This is a genomic window from Algibacter pacificus (assembly GCF_008033385.1).
GTDB classification, from domain to species: Bacteria; Bacteroidota; Bacteroidia; order Flavobacteriales; family Flavobacteriaceae; genus Algibacter; species Algibacter pacificus.
The window spans coordinates 65,261-84,394 of the sequence record NZ_ML701731.1 but is presented as its reverse complement, the minus strand read 5'-3'; the positions used below and the strand labels follow the sequence as shown (position 1 = coordinate 84,394).

General features: G+C 35.0%; 15 protein-coding genes. 8 read left to right on the top strand and 7 right to left on the bottom strand.

Going from position 1 to position 19,134, the window contains the following annotated elements; genetic code table 11:
- Positions 1–8: 8 nt before the first annotated feature.
- The 7 genes from FQU21_RS00305 (at position 9) to FQU21_RS00275 (ending at position 8,372) form a co-directional block, all read left to right on the top strand.
- Complete coding sequence (locus tag FQU21_RS00305) at positions 9–455, top strand: MarR family winged helix-turn-helix transcriptional regulator (protein WP_147676027.1); 447 nt, start codon at positions 9–11, stop codon at positions 453–455.
- 10 nt (positions 456–465) lie between these two features.
- Positions 466–2,874, top strand: coding sequence for a 3-hydroxyacyl-CoA dehydrogenase/enoyl-CoA hydratase family protein (locus tag FQU21_RS00300; protein ID WP_147676026.1), 2,409 nt, complete (start codon positions 466–468; stop codon positions 2,872–2,874).
- A 143-nt stretch (positions 2,875–3,017) separates the two neighbouring features.
- Positions 3,018–3,374, top strand: a complete 357-nt coding sequence (locus FQU21_RS00295) for a four helix bundle protein (protein ID WP_147676025.1) — start codon at positions 3,018–3,020, stop codon at positions 3,372–3,374.
- Positions 3,375–3,426: 52 nt separating this feature from the next.
- Positions 3,427–4,620 (top strand): acetyl-CoA C-acyltransferase, encoded by a 1,194-nt coding sequence (locus FQU21_RS00290; protein WP_147676024.1) that lies wholly within the window; start codon positions 3,427–3,429, stop codon positions 4,618–4,620.
- 34 nt (positions 4,621–4,654) lie between these two features.
- On the top strand, positions 4,655–5,017 hold the full coding sequence (locus FQU21_RS00285; protein ID WP_147676023.1) for a four helix bundle protein: 363 nt from the start codon (positions 4,655–4,657) through the stop codon (positions 5,015–5,017).
- A 49-nt stretch (positions 5,018–5,066) separates the two neighbouring features.
- Positions 5,067–6,875, top strand: a complete 1,809-nt coding sequence (locus tag FQU21_RS00280; protein WP_147676022.1) for an acyl-CoA dehydrogenase family protein — start codon at positions 5,067–5,069, stop codon at positions 6,873–6,875.
- 165 nt (positions 6,876–7,040) lie between these two features.
- Entirely contained in the window at positions 7,041–8,372 is a 1,332-nt protein-coding gene (locus tag FQU21_RS00275; protein WP_147676021.1) for a M28 family peptidase, read from the top strand.
- A 306-nt stretch (positions 8,373–8,678) separates the two neighbouring features.
- Here the strand turns inward: FQU21_RS00275 and FQU21_RS00270 are convergent, their stop codons facing one another.
- The 5 genes from FQU21_RS00270 to FQU21_RS00250 are packed head-to-tail and all read right to left on the bottom strand — an operon-like array spanning position 8,679 to position 12,158.
- Positions 8,679–9,878 carry a glutamate-5-semialdehyde dehydrogenase gene (locus tag FQU21_RS00270; RefSeq protein ID WP_147676020.1) on the bottom strand — a complete coding sequence of 400 codons (1,200 nt, stop codon included), beginning with the start codon at positions 9,876–9,878 and terminating at the stop codon, positions 8,679–8,681.
- An 11-nt stretch (positions 9,879–9,889) separates the two neighbouring features.
- Complete coding sequence (proB, locus tag FQU21_RS00265; protein ID WP_147676019.1) at positions 9,890–10,660, bottom strand: glutamate 5-kinase; 771 nt, start codon at positions 10,658–10,660, stop codon at positions 9,890–9,892.
- A 2-nt stretch (positions 10,661–10,662) separates the two neighbouring features.
- Positions 10,663–11,469: a pyrroline-5-carboxylate reductase gene (gene proC, locus FQU21_RS00260; RefSeq protein WP_147676018.1), complete on the bottom strand. Its 807-nt coding sequence runs from the start codon at positions 11,467–11,469 to the stop codon at positions 10,663–10,665.
- A 35-nt stretch (positions 11,470–11,504) separates the two neighbouring features.
- The gene (locus FQU21_RS00255) at positions 11,505–11,696 is read right to left on the bottom strand and encodes a hypothetical protein (protein ID WP_147676017.1); all 192 of its coding nucleotides are present in this window, start codon (positions 11,694–11,696) and stop codon (positions 11,505–11,507) included.
- A gap of 24 nt (positions 11,697–11,720) precedes the next feature.
- Entirely contained in the window at positions 11,721–12,158 is a 438-nt protein-coding gene (locus FQU21_RS00250; protein ID WP_147676016.1) for a GNAT family N-acetyltransferase, read from the bottom strand.
- A 520-nt stretch (positions 12,159–12,678) separates the two neighbouring features.
- Here FQU21_RS00250 and FQU21_RS00245 point away from each other — a divergent pair.
- Positions 12,679–13,083, top strand: a complete 405-nt coding sequence (locus FQU21_RS00245) for a hypothetical protein (RefSeq protein ID WP_147676015.1) — start codon at positions 12,679–12,681, stop codon at positions 13,081–13,083.
- 345 nt (positions 13,084–13,428) lie between these two features.
- Here FQU21_RS00245 and FQU21_RS00240 read toward each other — a convergent pair whose 3' ends face one another.
- Positions 13,429–15,699: an aconitate hydratase gene (locus tag FQU21_RS00240; RefSeq protein WP_147676014.1), complete on the bottom strand. Its 2,271-nt coding sequence runs from the start codon at positions 15,697–15,699 to the stop codon at positions 13,429–13,431.
- A 305-nt stretch (positions 15,700–16,004) separates the two neighbouring features.
- The gene (locus FQU21_RS00235) at positions 16,005–18,782 is read right to left on the bottom strand and encodes a bifunctional aconitate hydratase 2/2-methylisocitrate dehydratase (RefSeq protein ID WP_147676013.1); all 2,778 of its coding nucleotides are present in this window, start codon (positions 18,780–18,782) and stop codon (positions 16,005–16,007) included.
- Positions 18,783–19,134: the final 352 nt, after the last annotated feature.

Here is a 19,134-nt window from a genome sequence, read left to right as displayed (position 1 = left end):
CTCTTAATATGAAAGATAGAACTATAGATTACGTTTTACGAACCACTTGGCTTGCGGTTAAAAAAATGTATAATGAAGAAGCTTTAAAATTTGATAGTACTATGGCAACGGGTTTTACCTTATTAAGCATAGATCCAGAAAAAGGCACTCCATCGACTGCTTTAGGTCCTAAAATGGGCATGGAAGCCACAAGTCTTTCAAGGATTTTAAAGACTATGGAAAAAAAAGGATTGATTGATAGACATCCCAATCCAGAAGATGGCCGAGGCGTAATTATTAAACTCACTCCTTTCGGCATTGAAAAACGAGACTATTCGAAAGATCGTGTTTTAACATTCAATGATAAAATAAAAAACAACATCACCGAAGAAAAACTAAAGCACTTTAATGAAGTAGCCGATGTGATCTTAGACATGGTATCTAACAAAAAAATATACACACAAAACGACAACTAGTTAAAATAAGATGAACAAACGAAGAATTAAAAAAGTGGCGATTATTGGTTCCGGAATTATGGGAAGCGGTATCGCTTGTCACTTCGCCAATATTGGTGTTGATGTATTATTATTAGACATTGTTCCCAGAGAACTAAACGACAAAGAGAAAGCTAAAGGCTTCACTCTAGAAGACAAAGTTGTAAGAAACCGATTGGTAAATGATGCCTTAACGAAATCTTTAAAATCGAAACCCTCGCCTATTTACAGTCAGGCTTTTGCAAGTAGAATAACCACGGGAAATTTAGAAGATGACATCGCTAAAGTTGCCGAGGTAGATTGGATTATGGAAGTGGTAGTAGAAAGATTAGACATCAAAAAAATGGTGTTTGAAAACTTAGAAAAATACCGAAAACCAGGAACATTAATTACATCGAATACGTCTGGAATTCCTATTCATTTTATGAGTGAAGGACGTAGTGAAGATTTTCAGAAACACTTCTGCGGAACCCACTTTTTTAATCCAGCACGTTACTTAAAATTATTCGAAATCATTCCTGGGCCAAAAACAGAGGCGTCTGTTTTAGAATTCCTGAATGGTTATGGCGAACAATTTCTTGGAAAAACTTCGGTAATAGCAAAAGACACGCCTGCTTTTATTGGAAATCGTATTGGAATTTTCAGTATCCAGAGTTTATTTCACACCGTAAAAGATTTAGATTTAACAGTTGAAGAAGTCGATAAATTAACAGGACCTGTTATTGGTCGTCCAAAATCGGCCACGTTCCGAACCGTTGATGTTGTAGGTTTAGATACTTTGGTTCACGTTGCAAACGGTATTTCAGAAAACTGTAAAAACGATGAACGTTTAGAACTTTTTAAACTACCAGATTTCATCAACACCATGATGGAAAACAAATGGTTAGGAAGCAAAACCGGTCAAGGTTTTTATAAAAAACAAGTGGCTGCAGATGGCTCTAAAGAAATTCTAACTTTAGATTTAAACACCCTTGAATATCGTTCGGCTAAACGTGCAAAATTTGCAACTTTAGAACTTACGAAAACGATTGATAAAGTTGTTGACCGTTTTAAAGTATTAGTAAACGGAAAAGATAAAGCTGGCGAATTTTACAGAAAAAGTTTTGCTGCATTGTTTGCTTATGTTTCTAATAGAATTCCAGAAATCACAGACGATTTATATAAAATTGATGATGCGATGAAAGCTGGTTTTGGTTGGGAACATGGGCCTTTCCAAATTTGGGATGCTATTGGTGTAGAAAAAGGAATTGAAATTATGAAAGCCGAAGGATTAGAGCCTGCTGCTTGGGTAAAAGATATGCTAGCCTCTGGAAGCACGTCTTTTTATACTGTTAAGGAAGGTGCAACCTATGCTTATGATATTCATAAGAAATCACAAGAGAAAATCCCTGGACAAGACAGTTTCATCATTTTAGATAATATTAGAAAAACCAATGAAGTCTTTAAAAATTCAGGCGTTGTAATTGAAGATTTGGGCGATGGTATATTAAACTGCGAATTTCAGTCTAAAATGAATACCATTGGTGGCGACGTTCTTGCCGGATTAAATAAAGCTATTGATTTAGCTGAAAAAGATTTTGCAGGTTTAGTGGTTGGTAATCAAGCAGCAAACTTCTCGGTTGGCGCAAATATTGGCATGATTTTCATGATGGCTGCCGAACAAGAATATGACGAGCTTAATATGGCAATCAAATACTTCCAAGATACCATGATGCGTATGCGATATTCATCCATCCCAACCATTTCAGCACCTCATGGCATGGCACTTGGTGGTGGTTGCGAATTATCATTACACGCCGATAAAGTGGTTGCTGCAGCAGAAACTTACATGGGACTTGTTGAGTTTGGTGTTGGTGTTATTCCAGGCGGTGGTGGCTCTAAAGAAATGGCTTTAAGAGCTTCAGACACATTCAAAAAAGGAGATGTGCAACTAAACACTCTTCAAGAATACTTTTTAACTATTGGTATGGCGAAAGTATCAACCTCAGCTTATGAAGCTTTTGATATGGGCGTTTTACAAAAAGGAAAAGATATTGTAGTTGTTAATAAAGACCGACAAATAGCAGTAGCCAAACAACATGCTAAACTTATGGCAGATATGGGTTACACCCAACCTATTAAAAGAAAAGATGTTTTAGTCCTTGGTAAACAAGCTTTAGGTATGTTTTTAGTAGGTACCGATGCTATGGAAGATAGTAATTATATTTCTAAACACGATATGAAAATTGCCAATAAACTAGCTTACGTTATGGCCGGAGGCGACCTATCTGAACCAACACGAGTAACAGAGCAATATTTATTAGATTTAGAGCGCGAAGCCTTCTTAAGTTTATGTACAGAACGTAAAACTTTGGAACGTATTCAACACATGTTAACTAAAGGAAAACCGTTACGTAATTAGAAAAGCACTTAGAATAAAGTATTAAGTACAAAGATGAGTAACTAAGAAAATTTCAAGTACATGAACTTTTTAATCACTGTTCTCAAATATCAACAATTAGAAAAAAACAATCTTAATACGCGATACTAAAAAACTAATTTATCATGCACAGATTTGAAGAATTAAAGATTTGGCAAAAAGCAATGGATATAACAGAGAATTGCTATAAGGCCTCCGAAAATTTCCCTAATGAAGAAAAATTTGGATTAAAATCTCAACTTAGAAGAAGTGCTGTTTCAATTCCTTCAAATATATCCGAAGGTGCAGGAAGAAATACTAACGGAGAATTCAAGCAATTCTTAGGAATAGCAAATGGTTCATCCTTCGAATTATTAACACAACTATATTTATCTAAAAGATTAAATTTAATAACAGAAGAAAAAGTAAGACCAATTATTAATGAAGTTCTCGAAGTGACTAGAATGAATTATTCACTTCAAAAATCATTAACAAAGGCTTAATTCTATATACGACATCTTACTTAATTCTTTGCACTAAAATCTTAATACTATTATGAGCAAACAAGCTTACATTGTAAAAGCATATAGAACCGCAGTTGGAAAAGCTCCAAAAGGCGTGTTCCGATTTAAAAGAGCCGATGAGTTAGGTGCTGAAACCATCCAACACATGATGAAGGAATTACCAAATCTTGACGTTTCAAGAATTGATGACGTTATTGTAGGTAATGCCATGCCAGAAGGAGCACAAGGTTTAAATATGGCTCGATTTATTTCATTAATAGGTTTAAACAGCGTCGATGTTCCGGGCGTAACCGTAAATCGTTTTTGTTCTTCTGGAATAGAAACTATTGGTATTGCTACAGCAAAAATCCAAGCTGGAATGGCAGATTGTATTATTGCCGGTGGGGCTGAAAGTATGAGTTCCGTGCCTATGACCGGGTTTAAACCCGAACTAAACTACGATACCGTAAGTGCCGGTCATGAGAATTATTACTGGGGTATGGGAAATACTGCGGAAGCGGTAGCTAAACAATTCAAAGTATCTCGTGAAGACCAAGATGAATTTGCCTTTAATTCGCACATGAAAGCCTTAAAAGCACAAGCGGAAAATCGTTTTCAAGATCAAATTGTTCCTATTGAAGTAGAACAAACTTATGTAGATGCCAATGGAAAAAAAGCCACAAAATCTTATACTGTAACTAAAGATGAAGGTCCTCGTGCCGGAACAAGCAAAGAAGTTTTAGCAAAATTAAGAGCTGTATTTGCTGCTGGCGGAAGTGTTACAGCCGGTAACTCGTCGCAAATGAGCGATGGCGCGGCTTTTGTTATGGTGATGAGCGAGGCAATGGTTAAAGAATTAAATCTAGAACCTATTGCTAGATTAGTAAACTATGCTGCAGCAGGTGTTGAACCTCGAATTATGGGCATTGGCCCTGTAAAAGCCATTCCAAAAGCATTAAAACAAGCAGGTTTAAAACAAGACGATTTAGCTTTAATTGAATTAAATGAAGCTTTTGCTTCCCAATCTTTAGCAGTAATTAGAGAGTTAAATCTTAATCCCGATATTATTAACGTCAACGGTGGTGCCATTGCACTTGGACACCCGCTAGGATGTACCGGAGCAAAACTTTCTGTACAGTTATTCGATGAAATGCGCAAGCGTAATATGACAGGTAAATATGGTGCGGTTACTATGTGTGTTGGTACTGGTCAAGGAGCTTGTGGGGTGTTTGAATTCCTATCTTAAAGAAGAGAGATCATAGAACAAAGAGAAAAGACTGATGTGTGCTAAGCAAAGACATAATTATAAGAATTTAAAAATTTGGAAGCTCGGTTTAGAGATAACAAATGATGTTTCCGACTTATTATTAAATTTTCCAAAGCACGAAAGGTTCGATTTAAGTTCTCAAATGAGCAGGTGTTCTATCTCAATGCCAAGTAATATTGCAGAAGGTTCTGCTAGAACAGATAAATCCTTTAGTCATTTCTTGGATATTTCTTTAGGATCCTCTTTCGAATTAGGAACGCAACTTTTAGTCGCAAAGCATAGAAATTATATAAACGAAAACAATTTAAAAATACTTGAAGAAAAAATAGAGGAATTCCAGAGAATGACAATGGGGTTCCAAAATAGCCTCAATTAAGGTCTATCTTCTATTTTCTTTCTTCTATAATCTAATTAATAAAAAAGTTATGGCAGATACAGAAAAAGACATCCTTCGTGGCGGTCAGTTCTTAGTAAAAGAAACAAATTGCGAAGACGTATTTACTCCTGAAGATTTTTCAGAAGAACAAACCATGATGAAAGAATCCGTAATGGAATTCAATGATCGTGAAATTATTCCTCATAAAGCACGTTTTGAAGCTAAAGACTATGCATTAACCGAAGAAGTTATGCGTAAAGCTGGAGATATGGGCTTTTTAAGTGTAGCGGTTCCCGAAGCCTATGGCGGTATGGGCATGGGCTTTGTTTCTACCGTGCTAACATGCGATTATATTTCTTCTGGAACAGGCTCGTTTAGTACGGCTTTTGGAGCGCATACAGGAATTGGCACCCTGCCAATTACCCTTTATGGCACAGAGAAACAAAAACAAAAATACGTTCCTAAATTAGCTTCGGGAGAGTGGTTTGGCGCTTATTGCTTAACCGAACCTGGAGCAGGATCTGATGCTAACTCCGGAAAAACTACGGCTACCCTTTCGGAAGACGGAAAAACATATAAAATTAACGGCCAAAAAATGTGGATCTCAAATGCAGGTTTCTGTAGTTTGATGATTGTTTTTGCTCGTATTGAAAAGGATAAAAACATCACCGGTTTTATTGTAGAATTCGATAAAGAAAATCCAAACGGGATTACTTTAGGCGAAGAAGAACACAAACTAGGTATTCGCGCTTCCTCTACCCGTCAAGTATTTTTTAATGACACTGTAGTTCCTGTAGACAGTATGTTAGCTGGTCGTGGTGAAGGTTTTAAAATCGCTATGAATGCCTTAAATGTTGGACGTATTAAATTGGCCGCAGCATGTTTAGATTCTCAACGACGCATTTTATCAACTGCTGTAAATTATGCTAACGAGCGTAAACAATTTAAAACATCAATTTCAAATTTTGGTGCTATTAAAGTGAAATTAGCCGAAATGGCAACTAATGCATACGTAGGAGAATCTGCAACTTATAGAGCTGCAAAAAATATAGAAGATAGAATTGCCTTACGAGAAGCTGCTGGAAACACACATCAAGAAGCCGAATTAAAAGGTGTTGAAGAATATGCTATTGAATGTTCTATTTTAAAAGTAGCGGTTTCTGAAGATGTACAACTCGCGGCAGATGAAGGTATTCAAATTTTTGGAGGGATGGGCTTTTCGGAAGACACTCCTATGGAATCTGCTTGGAGAGATGCTAGAATTGCACGTATTTACGAAGGCACAAACGAAATAAACCGTATGCTTTCTGTTGGAATGCTAGTTAAAAAAGCCATGAAAGGCCATGTAGATTTATTAGGACCCGCTAAAAAAGTACAAGAAGAATTAATGGGCATTCCTTCTTTTGAAACCCCAGATTATTCTGAATTATTTTCAGAAGAAAAAGTCATGATTCAAAAGCTAAAAAAGACCTTTTTAATGGTTGCAGGTGGAGCAGTTCAAAAATTTGGTCCAGATTTAGATAAACATCAACAACTTCTTATAGCTGCCGCCGATATTTTAATTGAAATATATATGGCAGAATCGGCTATTTTAAGAACCGAAAAAAATGCGAAACGCTTTGGAGCCGATTCTCAATCTGTTCAAATAGCGATGTCCAAATTATACTTATATCATGCTGTAGATATTATAGAAGAAAAAGGAAAAGAAAGTATTATTTCTTTTGCTGAAGGCGATGAACAACGCATGATGCTTATGGGGCTTAAACGCTTTACAAAATACCAAAACTACCCAGATATTGTAGATTTACGTAACGAAATCGCAGAAAAAGTAAAAGCAGAAAACAAATACTGCTTTTAATACAATAATTGAATTTGTGTGACTAACTCAAATGTAAAAAGCGCTTCGAATTAATTTTCGAGGCGCTTTTATTTTGTGTAAAATAAATATTAATCACGATATTAGTAAAAAAAAATCGTAATACCTAAATCATTCTATTCATTGACTCCTTCTAAACCCTAAATCATGAAGTTCATTTTTAACACACTTACCTTATTATTTATTACAATAGCAACCTCCCAAACCAATCCAAAAATATACGATATTATTGATGCAGTTTCCGCAGAACGTATAAAAAAAGACGTTCAAACTTTGGTTGATTTTGGCACTAGAAATACCTTTAGCGATACTATTTCCAACACTAGAGGTATTGGAGCCGCAAGACGCTGGATTAAATCTGAATTTGAAACTATTTCAAATGATTGTAAAAATTGTTTAGATGTTTTTTATCAGAAAGATTTTGTATCCAAAGTAGGCAACAAACGTGTGCCACATGATGCTTGGATTGTTAATGTGGTAGCCATTCAAAAAGGAACAAAATATCCAAATCGTTATATTATAATGAGTGGCGATATTGACTCTCGAGGCAGTGACACCATGGATTTCACAAAAGATGCTCCGGGAGCAAATGATAATGCCTCAGGAATGGCGGGCACTATTGAAGCCGCCCGAGTATTAAGTAAATACCAGTTTGAAAACAGTATTATTTATGTTGGCTTATCAGGTGAAGAGCAAGGGTTATTTGGCGGTGGCGGTTTAGCAAAATATGCCAAGAAACAAGGTTGGGATATTATTGGAATCCTTAATAACGACATGATAGGAAATATAAAAGGTGTGGATGGCGTTATTGACAATAGAAGCTTTCGAATATTTTCTGAACCTGTTCCTGCTAACGAAACCGAAAAAGCACGTAAACTTAGAAGATTTTATGGAGGGGAAGTTGATGGTATTTCGCGACAATTAGCGCGTTATGTACATAAAACGGTAAAAACATATATGCCTGAAATGAACCCCTTGATGATTTACAGATTAGATCGTTTTGGTCGTGGCGGACATCACAGACCTTTTAACGACTTAGGTTTTGCAGGAATACGCATTATGGAAGCTCACGAAAACTACACGCAACAACACCAAGATATTCGTGAGGAAAATGGTGTTAAATATGGCGATGTTATAGAACATGTTAATTTTGATTATGCAAAAAAATTAACCGCTGTAAATGCCATAAATTTAGCGAGTTTGGCGTGGGCTCCACCAGCCCCAAAAACAGTAGCCATTGGCGGTATTGTAGAGCCGTCGGTTAAATTTAAATGGGATAAGGTTGAAGGCGCCATAGGCTATAAAATATATTGGCGAGATACCACTTCTCCTACTTGGGATTACAGCCGCTATGTTGGAAATGTATTAGAATTTATGCTTGATGGTATTGTAATTGACAATTATTTTTTCGGAATTGCAGCCATAGGAAAAGATGGATTTGAAAGCCCTGTCGCTTTTCCGAACCAAATTCTGAGGTAATGAGATTTTTTCCTATTAACAAACCTATTATAAAGCAAAAAACACTAGTTTATCTTCGACATTTGAAGTCTAACTAATGTAATTACCACTAATTTAATAGCACTACAAATATAGAACTCTTACTAAGAAATACTATTAAGCTAAAGTTAAACAAACATTATATAAAGTTATTTCTTTCTGCACTTGATTTTGGGTGCTAAATAATAATTTGTATTCTCTTTTTAGAAATAAAAAATCTCAGATTAAAATTTAACCTGAGATTTCAAACTTATTTTATTAAGATTTAATTATGAAAGAATCCTTATTTTAAACCCTAACCTGGCCATCTCCAAAAACATAGTACTTATTTGTAACCAGTTCTTTTAGACCTAGTGGCCCACGGTGATGCAATTTATCCGTACTAATAGCAAGTTCTGCCCCTACGCCTATTTGCCCCCCATCGGTAAAGCGAGTTGATGCGTTTTGATAGACTACAGCACAATCTACTTGTTCCATAAAGGTTTTGGCAACATCTGAATTTGTAGTCATTATGGTTGCAGAATGTCCTCCTGAATATTCATTTATTTTTTCAATAGCTTCAAAAACAGAATTTACCGATCCGATGCAGCATTTCATTTCTAAAAATTCTTGATACCAAATGGATTGATCATCAATTGGTTTTTCACCTTTTAAAATTGATTTTGTATCGTTATCAACTAAAACATCTACACCACTACTTTTTAATATTTCAGTTAATTCTGAAATTCTACCCGCATAATCAGGAATTTTTTTACTCACTAATATTTTATCGAGGGCATTACAAGCTGAAATTTTCTGTGTTTTTGCATTTAAAATAACCTCAATAGTTTGCTTCCAATTTGCTGCCTCATCGACATACAAAAAATTATTGCCACGCCCACTCACCAAAACCGCACATGTGGCATGTTCTTTTACAAATTTAATAAGTTTCTCGCCTCCTCTGGGTACAATTAAATCTAACTGCTCCGTTGGATTTTTTAAGAATGCTTGTGTTTCTTCGCGGTTCATGGTTAACATTTGGATATAATCGGTACTTAAATTATTTTCTTCAAGTGCTTTATGCCAAAGTTTAACAATAGCCGCGTTACTATTCACGGCTTCTTTACCGCCTTTTAGTAGTATTTTATTGTTTGCTTTAAAAGCAAGCACGGTAGCTTCTACAGTGACATCGGGTCGAGATTCATAAATAATCATTATAGTTCCAAATGGTGCTGTTTTATTTACAACATCTAAACCATTGTCAAATTGTTTTCTGCTAATAATTTTATTTAATGGATCTTCCTGTTCACGAACGACTTGTATTGCAATAATCATACCGTCAATTTTTTTACTATTTAAAATTAATCGATCGTACATGGCTTGATCTTCTTGATTAAAGGCCGTAATATCTTTTTTATTAGCATTTAATAAAGCGTCTTCATTTTCCTTTAAAAGGATTTCCATACTTTTTAAAACACTATTTTTTATTTTTTCTGATAATAATTTCATGGTCATTTTTTTTAAAGAGACACTTTTGTGCCTACTGATTTTCCATCTATAATATCAATAATAGTATTGTCTTTTTTACCATTAGCAATATAAGTTGGAATATTATTGGCCGCTGTTTGTTGCGCATAATCAAGTTTCGATCCCATACCGCCACGGCCCTCTCCTTCGGCTTTTGTATTTTCTTGAATATACTTATCGAGATCCTCCTCAGGATCGACATTTTTTACTAAATCGCTACTTGCGGCATCTGGATGCCCGGTGTAAAGTCCGTCGATATCTGTTAAAATAATAAGCTTATCGGCATTTATAAGCTGAGCAATTAAACTCGCTAACTCATCATTATCGGAAAACATAGACATGGTTACCGATACGGCATCATCTTCATTTGCAATAGGAATAACGCCTTCAGACAATAATCCTTCACAGCAATTAATCATATTTTGTCTGTGAATTCCAGGTGAAAAATCGCGTTTAGTAGGAAGTACTTGCGCACATTTTAATCCATAATCATGAAAAATACCATAATAAAGCCGCATCATTCTTGGTTGTCCAATGGATGAATACACTTGGCGTCTTACTGTTTTATCTTTAATTTTAGATTTCCCTAAAACTTCCTTTCCCGCAATTGCAGAACCCGAAGACACTAATATTGTCATAATATCTCGCTCATAAAGTTCTGCTATTTGTTTTACTAATCGATCTAAAACTGGTTTTACAATTCTATTGTCTTTGTTGGTCATTACATTGGTACCAACCTTAATTACTATTCTTTGTTTACACATTTTTAGTGTTCTTTTCCCATTTCTACCGCACGGTTAAATGCTGCAAAAGCGGCTTCTTTTATTAGTTCATTAACATTATTATCTTCCATAGAGTCCAATGCAGCTCGTGTGGTTCCGCCTTTAGAGGCTACCCTGTCCATCCAAGAGTTTGGCGATAAATTAGACTGATTAAACAGCTCGATTGCTCCGGTAAAAGTTTGGCTTACCAAAACAGAGGAATCATTTTTTGAAAAGCCCATTTGAAGCGCTGCTTCCATCATACTTTGCATAAAATAAAATACATAAGCAGGTCCACTACCCGAAATTCCAGTAGAGGCATCAATTAATTTTTCACTAGAAACCTGCATGGATTTCCCTGTGGTATCTAACAAACTTTCTACCGTTAACATTTCTATTCTCGACACTTCTGGCGACGTCACATAAGAGGTTAACCCCTTTCCTATTTGCGCAGGCAAATTAGGCATGGCACGCACTATTTTATCTAGGCCTGTAAGTTCTTTTATAGAAGTTATAGTAACGCCGGCCATGATAGACACCATAATTTGTTGTGAATTTACCAAAGGACGAATAGCTTTAAAAACTCCCTCGGCATGATATGGTTTTACGGCTATAAAAATAATATCTGCTTTTGGCACACAGTCTTCAAGCTCCTTAAAGGCATCAAAATGAGACATTTGATTAAGCGCTTCCAATTTCTCTTCAGACTTATCCAAAACCATAATATTTCTCTTTTTTAACAGTTTAGATTTAGACATGCCTTCTGCATATGTAAGCCCCATGTTTCCTGCTCCAATTACCAATACTTTCATTTAATATATATTTAGTTAATGTTTATAGTTTTAGGTTAAACAAAAAGAATACAGTCTTTATAATCTTTTACTTCACCATAATAAGTTTCTCGATATTTATGCAAAGTTTTTATAGGCAATCCAAACAAGTATGTTTTTATATATGTAACTTTACTTGTAAGTTCGCCCATTTTAACACTGTGTATTTTTTCGTAAGTTGTATTTCTTTTTACTCTTAATATTTTCATTTGTGTATATTTTAAAAGAATGGATTATCGTTCTAATCGCATTTCTATATTTCTTGATTTAAAACCCTGTTTTTCAAAAAGTTCTATAACAGGATTATCTTTATTTATATGTATCGCAATATCGCCCGTACAATATTTTATAGTATGCGATAGTAGTTTTTTAGCAATCCCCTCTCCTCTATAAGTATCTTTTACCGCCATATAAACCAATATATTTTCGGCTAAATATTCATTCATACCTGTTCTATTTACCACTATGGCGCCCAATATTTCGTCATTATTTTCCATAATAAAAACATAGCCCCCAAGGCCTGGAACTTCCTTTGCAGCATACATAATTGATTTCCGAATAGCGCTTTTAGAATCTTTAAAAGCTCCTGAATGGTTATACAAAAATTTTGAAATACGAGAGATTTCGTTAATTGATAGTCGCGAAAAGGCATCAAAAGTCGTAATAGTCATTAAATGATATTATTTATGATTATGCCTATAAACTAGGCAAACAGAATAGCTCATTATTTACCTAAAAACATAAGTATATAATGAAAATGCAAAAATATTGTAAAAAGGAAAGGTTGGCTTAGACTAGAATCCAGGAGGGATAAATTTATCGGACTGCGTTCTAAAAACTAGAAAACTGAAGTTAAAGATTCTATTATTTCTCTTTTCGTGTATGCCTTTTACCATGGTGCAAATATAGAAAAACTACTCGCCAACAACAAATTAAGCTTGTTAAGATAATTACAAGTTTTAATAAAGGACTTATTTTAAACATTTATAAATCATTGTTTTATAAACAAACCCATAAGATAAATTGAACGATTGAAAATAAATATTTTTAAAATCTACTATTTTTTAGTTTGTAAGAAAAAAATCATAAATTCGTTAAACCAGTCTATTATAAACTAAATGTTGAGAACGGTATTTGAGTATGCCAATTGATATAACAAATGCAAAATAAAAATAATACCCAAAGAATTCAATGAAGAAGAAGCAATTAATCATTTTCGTGGTTCTTATTTTATTGATATATTTTAATCCAATAAACCTGTTTAAACTACATTCTGAAATAAAAATTACTACAGAACGCGAAAAAAACGGCTCGAACACAAAGGTAAATAACAGCCTATATTATACAGGCTTCCATGTAAACCCTAAAGAGCAAGTTATTATATATCCAAAGGGTGCTACGGTTGAAAGTGCTTCTGTTTTAAATTATGGTTTGTATTTAAAAATAAGCAAAGAAATTACCTTTAAAAAAAAGGTAAAAGGTATTCCTGAAAACATTCATTTTACGGCTCATGCCTCTATTTGGGGATTAGGAAATACGGTTGTAAAAACGAATAGTTTTAATAAAACGCTGCAAGAGGTTATTGATAAAAATTGATTGTATTTATAATATTTCCTTTTTTGTTGAAACACTATAGCAATTGACATTTTGACAGCTAATAATTGACTAAACCTTACGGATTATCACCGCGTTAGGGATTGATGCGGCATCCTTTTTGCGTAAATTAACTGGTAACTTTACTAAAGAAAACGACCTTTAAATTAGACTTAAAACCTTGAAAAAATCTAGGCTTCCAGCAAAAAGATATAGCGGAAAGCCCGACCCTTGGGTAACGCCCTAAATAGAAAACGTATAAAACAAAAAAATCTAGCCCAAGAGCTAGATTTTTATAAGATTAAGATGTTACAAGGTTTTAAAAACTTTGCAAGCCTTATTTACTATTTACCCGTTATTTTCTTTTTTAATTAAATTAAGAGCAGAACCTTCTTTATACCAAGCTATTTGCGCGTCGTTATAAGTGTGGTTTAATTTAATAACATCGGTACTACCATCGGTATGTACAATTTCTAAAGTTAACGGTTTGTCTGGTGCAAATTCATTTAAATCTGTGAAGTTGAAGGTATCATCCTCTTGAATTAAATCGTAATCGTTTTCGTTTGCAAAGGTTAAACCTAACATTCCTTGTTTTTTAAGGTTTGTTTCGTGAATACGTGCAAAAGATTTTACAATAACTGCCGCAACACCTAAGTGTCGTGGTTCCATAGCGGCATGCTCACGAGACGATCCCTCGCCATAATTATGGTCGCCAACTACAATCGATTTAATACCTGCTGCTTTATAAGCACGTGCAGTATCTGGAACACCACCAAACTCTCCTGTTAATTGGTTTTTAACAAAGTTAGTTTTTTCGCCAAATGCGTTAATAGCTCCAATTAAACAGTTGTTTGAAATATTATCTAAATGCCCACGAAAACGTAACCAAGGGCCTGCCATAGAAATATGGTCGGTGGTACATTTACCTAAGGCTTTTATTAAAAGTTTTGCCCCCGCAATATGGTCTCCTAGCGGAGTAAATGGTGTTAGTAATTGTAAACGCTCTGAATCTTCGGCTACTTTTACTTGTACGTGGCTACCATCGGCTTCTGGAGCCAAATACCCATTGTCTTTTACTTCGAAACCTTTTGGCGGTAACTCCCACCCTGTAGGCTCATCGAACATCACTTCTTCTCCATTTTCATTAATTAACTTATCGGTCATTGGATTGAAGTCTAAACGCCCAGCAATGGCAATGGCTGCCGTTATTTCTGGAGACGCTACAAAGGCGTGTGTGTTTGGGTTTCCATCGGCACGTTTCGCAAAGTTTCTATTAAAAGAATGTACAATACTATTTTTAGGTGCGTTTTTAGGATCGCTATATCTTGCCCATTGCCCAATACATGGCCCACAAGCATTTGTAAATATTTTAGCGTCTAATTTTTCAAAAATCCCAAGAATTCCATCGCGATCGGCTGTATAGCGCACTTGCTCTGACCCTGGGTTAATTCCTAATTCAGCTTTCATTTTTAAACCTTTATCTAAGGCTTGTTGTGCTATGGATGATGCTCTAGATAAATCTTCGTAAGAGGAGTTGGTACAAGAACCAATTAATCCCCATTCTACTTTTATAGGCCATTCGTTATCAGTAGCTTTCTTATTCATATCTTTACCTACTGGTGTAGATAAGTCTGGAGTGAACGGGCCGTTTAATAATGGGCTTAATTCTGACAAGTTAATTTCAATAAGTTCATCGAAATATTGTTCTGGGTTTGTATATACCTCAGCATCTCCTGTTAAGTGTTCTTTAACGGCATTTGCGGCATCGGCCACATCACTTCTGTCTGTAGCGCGTAAATAACGCTCCATAGATTCATCGTAGCCAAAAGTTGAAGTTGTTGCCCCAATTTCAGCTCCCATGTTACAAATGGTTCCTTTACCTGTACAAGACATTGCGGTTGCTCCAGGGCCAAAATACTCAACAATAGCTCCGGTTCCTCCTTTTGCTGTAAGAATTTCGGCTACTTTTAAAATAACATCTTTTGGTGCAGTCCACCCTGATAATTTACCAGTTAACTTCACACCTATTAATTTAGGAAATTTAAGCTCCCAAGCCATACCTGCCATAACATCTACAGCATCGGCGCCACCAACACCAATAGCGACCATACCTAAACCACCCGCGTTAACGGTATGAGAATCGGTACCAATCATCATCCCTCCAGGGAAGGCGTAATTTTCTAAAACTACTTGGTGAATAATTCCTGCACCTGGTTTCCAAAAACCGATACCATACTTATTTGATACAGATTCTAGGAAATTAAAAACCTCACTGCTTACGCTGTTGGCGTGTTTTAAATCTTTAGCTGCTCCGTCTTTTGCTTGAATTAAGTGATCGCAATGTACTGTGGTTGGCACAGCTACTTTAGGTTTTCCAGCCTGCATAAATTGCAACAAGGCCATTTGGGCCGTTGCATCTTGACATGCAATTCTATCTGGTGCAAAATCTACATAATCCTTACCTCTAGAGAAGGCCTCGGTTGGGCTTCCATCCCACAAATGAGAATATAAAATCTTTTCTGAAAGTGTTAGCGGTTTACCTACAATGCCTCGTGCTTTATCTACACGCTCTGCCATTTTGGTATAAACCTCTTTAATCATGTCGATGTCAAATGCCATAAAATATTTGTTTTTTGTTATTTGATTTTAATTACTACAAGATACAAAATATAGACTTATTATAATCATAATTTCACCCTTTGATAACGTTAAATCATTTTAACACAACCTTCGCTGTTCTAAATATTTAACTCCTATAACAACTAAAAATAAAGACTTCTATTAGGTCTTTTTATAAAAGTACTAAAATAAAACATAATGGTTATTTTTTTTAACTTGAAAAAATATATAATGAACTGTATAAAACAAAAAAAGCTTGAATCTAAGATTCAAGCTTTTAATTATAATAACTAATTATATTCTAATTATCTCACGAGTTGTTTTGTAGAAGGCTTAAACTTCGTTAAAACAATACCGTCTACTGCAGCTTCATATTCTGCTAAGGTTGGAGTTCTTCCTAAAACGGTAGATAATACAACTACCGGCGTAGATGATAATAATGATTCACCTTTTTTCTCACCATCATCTTTTACAACTCGACCTTGGAATAAACGTGTAGAGGTTGCCATAACCGTATCTCCCGGTTCTGCTTTTTCTTGATTCCCCATACATAAGTTACAACCTGGGCGCTCTAAGTATAACATATTTTCGTACTTAGTACGAGCCAATCCTTTTGGTGCGCTATCATCAAACTCAAAACCTGAATATTTTACTAAAACATCCCAATCGCCTTCTGCTTTTAACTCATCGACAATATTGTAAGTTGGAGGCGCAACAACTAAAGGCGCTTTAAATTCAACTTTTCCGTGTTGAGCTTCAATATTTTTTAACATTTGAGCCAATATTTTCATATCACCTTTATGAACCATACAAGACCCTACAAATCCTAAATCTACTTTTTTAGTTCCTCCATAAAAAGATAAAGGTCTAATAGTATCATGGGTATAACGTTTAGAAACATCATCGTTATTTACATCTGGATCTGCAATCATTGGTTCGGCTATTTCGTCTAAATCGATAATAACTTCTGCATGATATTTAGCATTAGCATCCGGTCTTAAAGCAGGTTTAATTCCTGTTTTAAGTTCAGTAATTCTAGTTTCAGCTTTTTCAACAAGTCCTTTAAGCACTTGTTTATCATTATCCATACCTTTATCAATCATGATTTGGATACGTCCTTTTGCAATTTCTAAAGATTCAATTAAAGTATCATCTTCAGAAATACAGATAGATGCCTTCGCTTTCATTTCGGCTGTCCAATCTGTAAATGTAAAAGCTTGATCGGCAGTAAGTGTACCAATGTGTACCTCAATAACTCGACCTTGGAATACGTTTTCGCCACCAAATTGCTTTAACATTTGTTGTTGTGTAGCGTGAACAACATCACGGAAATCCATATAAGATTTCATTTCACCTTTAAAGGTAACTTTTACAGATTGTGGAATTGGCATGGTAGCCTCACCTGTAGCAAGTGCTAAAGCTACGGTTCCTGAATCTGCTCCAAAAGCAACTCCTTTAGACATACGTGTGTGCGAATCTCCACCAATAATAATATCCCAATCTCCAACAGTAATATCATTAAGTACTTTATGAATAACATCGGTCATTGGGAAGTATTTTCCTTTAGGATCACGACCCGTAATTAAACCAAAGTCGTTCATAAATTTCATTAATCTAGGAATATTTGCTTTTGATTTACTATCCCAAACAGAAGCGGTATGACAACCCGATTGGTAAGCGCCATCTACAATTGGAGAAATAACTTTAGCAGCCATCATCTCTAATTCTTGAGAGGTCATTAAACCTGTAGTATCTTGAGAACCTACAATGTTAACTTCTACACGAACGTCTGATCCTGCGTGTAACACTTTATCTGGAGTATTTCCAACAGCATTTTTATTGAATATTTTTTCTACAGCCGTAAGCCCCTGCCCTTCAACAGAAATTTCTTTTGATGGCGCATAAACTTGAGGCGCTTCTACTCCTAAAATTTTAGCGGCAATAGTTTGTAATTTTTTACCAAAAACAACGGCGTAAGATCCACCTGCCTTCATAAATTCCATTTTCTGAGGCGTAAATGCATCTGAAATATCTTTTAATACGGTATCTCCTTTATAAAGTTTTTTCTCTTTTGTATTAATGGTAAGTACTGTTCCTGTTGCAACAGAATATACTTCTTTTAATACAGGCTCTCCATCTGCATCCACAATGGTTTTTCCTTCCTCATCTTTTTGCTGTACCCAGTTTTTAAGATCTAAACCAATACCTCCAGTTACACCAACTGTAGTTAAAAAAATAGGAGAAATCCCGTTTGTTCCCGCAATTACTGGAGCTATGTTAATAAAAGGAACATAAGGACTTGCTTTAATTCCTGTCCATAATGCCACGTTGTTTACACCCGACATTCTAGAAGATCCTACACCCATAGTACCTTTTTCTGCAATTAGCATCACTCTTTTATCTGGGTGCTTTGCTTGTAAGGCTTTTAGTTCGTTTTGTTGTTCTTTATTGTGTTCGAATATACACTGACCATGTAATTCTCTATCTGAACGCGAGTGTGCATCACCACCAGGCGATAATAAATCTGTAGAAATATCACCTACACCAGCTATAAATGTTACCACATCTATTTTTTCGTCAATTTCTGGAAGTTTTGTAAAAAACTCGGCCTTTACGTAGCTTTCAAGTAAATCTTTAGCAATAGCATTTCCCGCTTTATAAGCATTTTCTAAACGATCTGTATCGGCATCATATAAAAACACTTGTGTTTTAAGTACTTCAGCAGCTTGTTTTGCAATTTCAACATTGTCACTTAAAGCTAAATCTAATAGCACTTCTATAGAAGGTCCTCCTTTCATATGCGATAATTGCTCTAAAGCGAATGCTGGAGTAATTTCTTCAACTAAAGATTCGCCTAAAACAATTTCTTTTAAAAACTTAGCTTTTACCGTAGCAGCACTTGTAGTTCCTGGTAAAACATTATATATAAAGAAATTTAGAGAATCTTTGCGATGCTCGTGATTTACATCTTTAATTTGAGCAATAATTTCGCTTAATAATTCGGCACCATCTATGGGCTGAGGATTAAGTCCCTGATCTTTTCTTTCTTCGATCTGCTTAAGGTAATCATTATAAGTGGTCATAAATAAATAATATTTTTTTTGTCAATATTAGATTAGTGTAAGTTTATAAAACAGTAATTAACATAAAAATGTTTTTGTTTGGAAGCCATTAAAGATAAGAATATAGTGTTATTAAATACCTAAAAATTCGTTCTGGCTAATAAAACCATAATGGGATTTCTACAAAATAAATAATAGCTTATTCCATAAACTTTGCAAACATAAAAAATTTAAAGCAAAGTATTAAAAAGTAAAGCGGGAATACAACAGGTTACGATACTAATTTATTATAGTACTATTAATTATTAATATGACTGTATATTTAATAATTTAGATAAAGTATCTTTAAGAAATCCTTAATACTTCTGTGATA